The sequence below is a fragment of the Okeania sp. SIO2F4 genome (assembly GCF_010672385.1).
Lineage (GTDB): Bacteria > Cyanobacteriota > Cyanobacteriia > Cyanobacteriales > Microcoleaceae > Trichodesmium.
The window spans coordinates 1-6785 of record NZ_JAAHGT010000513.1 but is presented as its reverse complement, the minus strand read 5'-3'; the positions used below and the strand labels follow the sequence as shown (position 1 = coordinate 6785).

General features: G+C 35.0%; 4 protein-coding genes and 1 pseudogene. 4 read left to right on the top strand and 1 reads right to left on the bottom strand.

From position 1 onward, the window contains the following. Positions 1-173 precede the first annotated feature (173 nt). The 3 genes from F6K22_RS26225 to F6K22_RS26215 all read left to right on the top strand — a co-directional run bounded on the left by F6K22_RS26225 (position 174) and on the right by F6K22_RS26215 (position 4102). Entirely contained in the window at positions 174-752 is a 579-nt protein-coding gene (locus F6K22_RS26225; protein WP_293104813.1) for a Uma2 family endonuclease, read from the top strand. A gap of 101 nt (positions 753-853) precedes the next feature. Then, entirely contained in the window at positions 854-3451 is a 2598-nt protein-coding gene (locus tag F6K22_RS26220; protein WP_293104810.1) for a CHAT domain-containing protein, read from the top strand. Between the two features lie 102 nt (positions 3452-3553). After that, positions 3554-4102, top strand: coding sequence for a GNAT family N-acetyltransferase (locus F6K22_RS26215; RefSeq protein ID WP_293104807.1), 549 nt, complete (start codon positions 3554-3556; stop codon positions 4100-4102). Positions 4103-4614: 512 nt separating this feature from the next. Here the strand turns inward: F6K22_RS26215 and F6K22_RS26210 are convergent. Continuing rightward, entirely contained in the window at positions 4615-6051 is a 1437-nt protein-coding gene (locus F6K22_RS26210) for a BCD family MFS transporter (RefSeq protein WP_293104804.1), read from the bottom strand. Between the two features lie 380 nt (positions 6052-6431). Between F6K22_RS26210 and F6K22_RS26205 the strand changes: the two are divergent. Next, a pseudogene (locus F6K22_RS26205) lies at positions 6432-6785 on the top strand (aldo/keto reductase); the annotation flags it as partial.

Below are 6785 nucleotides of genomic sequence, written 5' to 3'. Positions count from 1 at the left end.
AAGCAATCTCTTGACACCCCTGAGATTGTTTCCTTGCCAACAGTCGTCATTGCGACGATAGGAAGCAATCTCTTGGCACCCCTGAGATTGCTTCCTTCCACTCCGTTTCAGTCGCAATGACTTGGGTATAGTAATTATCCGGACATAATATAACAGTCAAATAGGTTAAAATTATGAGTTTTTTAACATTAAATTTAGACACCGTTAAACTGAGTGATGAACAGTTCTACAAAATCTGTCAAAATAACCGCGAATTACAATTTGAACGTAATACTAAAGGAGAATTAATTATTATGTCTCCAGTTGGAGGTGAAAGTGGGAATAGAGAAGCTGATTTAATTATTGATTTGGGAATCTGGAATAGACAAACTGGTCTAGGTTATACATTTAGTTCTTCGACTATATTTAAGTTACCTAATGGTAGTGACCGTTCTCCAGATGCAGCTTGGATTCGACGGGAACGTTGGGAAGCTCTGACTACGGAACAAAGGCGTAAATTTCCCCCCATTGCACCAGATTTTGTCGTGGAATTAAGGTCAGCAACTGATAATTTAAAAATCTTGCGTTCTAAAATGGAGGAATATATGGATGCAGGGGTGTTATTAGGATGGTTGATTAATCCCCAAGACCAGGAAGTAGAAATTTATCGCCAAAAACAAGATGTGGAAGTGCGTAATCTTCCTACAAATTTGTCTGGTGAAAATGTGTTACTCGGATTTAATTTAAGTTTATCTCGGTACTTTGAAATCTAGAGCAATAATAGAATTTTATACTGAATTTATTCTTGGTTAAATATATGATTAAAATCTGCCTTTTTTATTCTGCCTTTTTTATTCTGCTTTCTGCTTTAATTTTGGGAATTAAAACAAAACAAGTTCAGGCGATTTCCCCTAACAATAATCAATTCAAAGACAGCAAAATAAATTGGGATGTACTAAATCAAGCATCAACTATATCAGCTAGTAGATGGGAAGCAAAAGCAGAAAAACTTTTTGAAAAAGGAGATTTATCTGGAACTATACCTTTGTTAGAAACAGCTATTAAAAGTTATGCAGTTAGAGGCGATCTTTATGGTCAGATCCGAGCTTTAAGAAATTTAGCTTTAGTTTATCTCAAACTAGGAAAATGGCAAAATGCACAAGCAGTAATCAATAATTGTTTAAATCTAATTCAACAAATATCAAATCCTCAAAAAACAGCACAACTTACTGCGAGTGTTTTAGAAGTAAAAGGTCAGTTACTATTATCTATTGGTCAAGCAGAAGCAGCTTTAAATACTTGGAAAGAAGCCAGTCAAATTTATCAAGAAATTGAAAATTATCTAGGTTTGACTCGTAGTAATATTAATCAAGCTCAGGCTTTACAAGCATTGGGTTTATATTCTCAGGCATTTAAACAATTAGAAATAACTAAAGAAAATTTGCAAGACCAGCCAGATACTATAGTTAAAGCAAAAGTATTACAAAGTTTGGGTGATGTACTGCGAGGAATAGGTCAGGTAAAAGCATCTCAAAAAGTTTTAGAGTCTAGTTTGGCAATAGCAGAAAATTTACAAGCAACAGAAGAAATAGCCATAATTTTAATTAGTCTAGGCAATACATTTATACTTTTAGAAAATCCTGAAGCCGCTAATTTATTTTATCAAGGAGCAATAGAGGAATCACCTGTAGCAGAAATTAAAATTCAAGCAATACTCAATCAGTTAAACCTATTTGTACAACAAAAGCAATATTTCGCTGCAACAGAATCAGTAAAAAATATCGATAATTTACTCAATAAATTACCAAGTTCTCAAGTTGCTATTTATGCCAGAATTAATCTAGCTCAGAGTTTAATAGAATTACAAAAAATAGTATTAGCTAATGGTAATAATAAACCATTATATTCGACAGAAAAAATTGCTGATTATTTGGTAAAAGCAGTTCAACAAGCAAAAAATTTAGGAGATATAAGAGCCGAATCTTATGCTTTAGGCAATTTGGGAAAATTATATGAGCATAACCAACAATTGAATGAGGCGAAAGATTTAACAGAAAAAGCCTTAAATTTAGCTCAAGCTATTAATGCTGCTGATATTGTTTATCAGTGGAAATGGCAATTAGGTCGCATTTTGACAGCTCAAGAAAATAAAGAAGACGCTATATTAGCTTATTCTCAAGCAGTAGAAACTATCCGTACTCTCCGCAGTGATATAGTTGCCGTAAGTTCAGAATTAAAGTTTGATTTTCGAGATAGTGTAGAACCAATTTATCGTGAGTTAGTAGATTTACTTTTACAACCGTCTGAGTATGGTCAAAAAGATATTATTAATCAAGAAAATTTGAGAAAAGCACGAAAAGCAATTGAAGCTTTGCAGTTAGCTAAACTAGATAACTTTTTTCGGAATGCTTGTTTAGATGCTCAACCAGTAGAAATCGATCGGGTAGATAAAAATGCAGCTATTTTCTATACAATTGTTTTGGGCGATCGCTTGGCAGTAATCTTAGCTATACCAGAACAACCTCTAATTTCTTACACAACAAATATATCAAAACTAGAAGTGGAATCAACTGTTCAAAATTTGCTAGATGCTATGGCAAACCCTCAAAAACGAATTTTTATCGAAAACTATTGGGAACCCGCTCAAAAAGTATATAATTGGTTAATTAATCCTATTGAAAAACAATTAGAAGCTAATCAGATAAAAACTTTAGTATTTGTATTAGAAGGAACCTTGCGTAATGTTCCTTTAGCTAGTCTTTATGATGGTGAGAAATATTTAGCTCAGAAGTATAATGTGGCGATCGCTCCTAGTCTGGAGTTAATAGATCCCCAACCATTAGCACGAAATAAATTGGAAATATTGAGTATGGGAATAACTGAAAGTCGTCAAGGTTTTCCACCGCTGCCAAATGTGAGAAAAGAATTAGAGGATATTCAAAATCAAACTTCCAGTGAAATTTTACTTAATGAGTCGTTTACAGAAAAGAAAGCTAATACTGAAGTTGCTAATACTACTTATCAAGTAATTCATATAGCAACCCACGGCGAATTTAGTTCTAATGTTGAAGATACTTTTATTTTGACTTGGGATGAGAAAATTGATGTTGAGGAATTACGAAATATGATTAGATCGGGTATTCAACAAACCCGACCAATAGAATTATTAGTATTGAGTGCTTGTCGTACCGCTGCTGGAGATAACCGAGCAACATTGGGTTTAGCTGGAATTGCTGTAAGAGCAGGTGCAAGGAGTACCATTGCTAGTCTGTGGTATGTGAGTGATCAAGCAACTGCTGCATTGATGAAAAATTTATATCAACAGTTAACAAACCCAGAAATTACGAAAGCAGAAGCTTTACGTCGAGCGCAACAACAAATTTTAAAAGATGCTCAAACAGGAATAATAAATCCGGAATTTGAGCATCCCTATTTTTGGTCAACTTTTATTTTAGTGGGTAACTGGTTGTAGGGAATAGGGAATAATACTTTGTAGGTTGGGTTGAGCAACCGAAACCCAAAAGTTAATTTCTGAGAATATAGCAATCCTATTTTATTAACGCTAAACAAAAATATGATTAGACAAAAAAAGATGATTAGACAAATAATTGAATCTGACTGGGGTTGTATTGCTGAAATTGAAAAGCAAGCTTATCCTTCCATTACAGAGTCTACTGGTGTCCGTAGGACGAATGCAGAGTCTATTGATGTCCTACGCGCGAAAAATATGCTTTCTCCTGAAACTTGCTTTGTATTTGAAGTTGATTCTATAGTTGTGGCTTTTTGTTTATCACACCCATATCCGGCAAACTCTCCTCCCAGCTTAAATAGCAAGATTGATGAAGTAATTCAAAGTTCAAATTTGTTCATTCATGATATGGCTGTTAAACAAAGTCATTCTGGACAGGGTATTGCCACCAAAATGTTTAACCATCTATTATCTGTTGCTATAAAACTTAATTATCGTTCTATGTCTCTCGTTGCAGTCCAAAATGCTTTTTCTTTCTGGGCTAAATTTGGTTTTGAGATTGTTGAAAACTTTTCTGTAGACTCATCCTATGACAAAACATCGGTATTAATGAAATTAGAAAATATTGCTGAAGAACTAGAATATATTCATTAATGGATAATTACCTCTCCCTTTTAGAGAGAGGATTGACCTAGTAATATAGAACCCGGTTATATAACATATGTTTTTGACACTCCACGGACTAAAGTCCCGTGGATTCGTGACTAGGAGCTGTAAATCGGGTTAAAACCACGATTTCCACATTGCTCGAAACAACCACATTGCCAGTACCGTACCGTAGTACGTATACAGCAGCAGTCCACGCTTACGGTGCCAATTGCCACTACTCTCTCCGGTCGTGCATACCATTGAGGCTACTTTTTAAGTTATTAGTTAATAATAACACATTTTTTTGACTTGACGAACGGGTTAAAACCCGTCGAGTCGTTTCCATCCACCGCTTAAAAGACGGTGGTTTCCCACTTACCGAATTTTTATGATGATTCTATAATTACTTCAATATTCAATCTCCCCATCTCCCGATTTCCCCACCCCCAACTATACAATTAAGTATTCAACTAGATTTGATATGAGGGGGTATTCAAAAAAGTCAAAATCTTTATTTTCTAATCTAATTCTCCTTCTAAGATAGTAGCGATCGCCACACTTGCATTATCTTGAAATTCTCGGACATTAACTCTATTTAACAAGAAAATTGAGAGTATCATTCCTATTCCTGCTAATACGAAAACCAATCCATAAGAAAACATTGGTACATCAAATAAAAGCCGACCAAAATCCAAAGCAGCACCACCAATAACTGTAGAGAAGCCTCGTGCCATTGCTTGTGCTAATCCCCAAGCACCGATAAAAGTTCCTGCTGTTTCTGCCACAGTTAAATCTAACATTAAACTGAGAGAAGCAGTAGTAGTTAAACCAGCAGCTAAACCATACAAAAATAAAGCACTTTTAAATAAAACAGGCTTGCCTGTAAAGCCAGACATAACTATCAAAATAAAACTAATAGTTGTTGCCACACATCCAACTTTTAAAGAATTTTTCTTACCCAATCTCGGTACTACTAAAAATCCCGTCGTACCTAATCCAATTAAAGTTCCCATTCCCGAAACAGCATTCAATCTAGTAGTCTCAGAAATTGGCATAGAAAATATTTCCCCACCATAGGGTTCTAAAACTGCATCCTGCATAAATAAACTAATAATTAGAACGAATACAAATGTAAAAAATAAACCAGTTTGCCGATTAGCTGTTAAAATCTTTAAAGTTGTTGCCAGAGTAATTTTATCTTCGCGGTTAGCAATAGTTGAACGACTGCGATAACGAGAGTATTTTTGTTCGACTCCCACTGTACCAACAAAAGCCAAAATCAATACAATTGCTGGTACTTTAATAAACAAACTATTAACAGATGCTTTAACAGTTTCTAATGGCGCATCTACACCAACTTGTTTCAGTAAAATACTACTTGTAATCGCTCCAATAATAATTCCTACCATCAACATTGACCATACTATACCGACAACTTTAGAACGATTATCCTCATCAGAAATATCTACTAATAAGGCAGCAAAAGGTGTACCACTTGCACTTAAAGCCAAACCATAAATTATAAACATTAAACCTAACATACCAATCCAAAAATAAGTAGGATTAGTCCAACCATTAGTTGCTAAACTATCACCAACCTGCCACATAACTTGCACGGCAAAAAAAGCAGTTATTGTAAATAAAATTGCTCCTATCCACATATAACCAGTGCGGTGCTGACCAAATAAAGGTTTAGCATCAGACATTTGACCAAACCAAACTCTTGCTGGTGCCATAAATTGATATAATGACAAAGTTATTGCTACGATTGTGGCAGGTATTACTAATTCAGTAATCATAACTCGGTTTAAAACTCCGAGAGTTAAAACAGACATTATTCCTAACCCCATTTGATAGAAACCTAATCTAAACATGGTGAATAAATTAAGTTTGGGCGGAATTTTTTGATTGTCAATATTATCTGGTTTTCCGACTTGTAAATCTTCGATTGTCATGGCTATATTAATAGGAGTGAATTAATATCTATCTAGAAACTGTTTGTCAACTAATAAAAACCTCTCTCCAAACCTCTCTCCTACGAGGAGAGAGGCTTAGAAATTAACCCCCATTCCCTTGTAGGGAAGGGGGGCAGGGGGGTTAGGTTTTTAGGATTCATCGGTTCCATGGAGTAGTTCTAAAAACAGCTTCTTAAATGGAAATTTAACTGACAATAGCTTGTCTAAGCGTAGGTTGGGTTGAGGAACGAAACCCAACATTATTCCCAACATTATTAAGGTTTTGTTGGGTTTCACTCCGTTTAACCCAACCTACATTTTTAGATGTGTTAGTCTACTACTAAAGAAATCATTATACCGTAATTAGGGAAATTTTCAACATGGCAACAACAACTTTAGGTAAAACAGGAATAACTGTTAATCCAATTTGTATCGGCACCTGGGCTTGGGGCGATAAACTTTTTTGGAATTATGGCAGTAATTATGGCGTAAATGAAGTAGAAGCTGCTTTTAAAACTTCCTTAGAAGCTGGCATAAATTTCTTTGATACTGCTGAAGTTTATGGCAATGGTTTATCAGAAGAATTGCTAGGAAAATTTATGCAAGAAACTGAACAACCTGTGCAAATTGCTACTAAATATGGTCCTGTACCTTGGCGTTTTTTTCCAGAGTCGGTTGCTGATGCTGTAACTGCTAGTTTGAAAAGATTAATGGTGCCAAAAGTTACTCTTTAA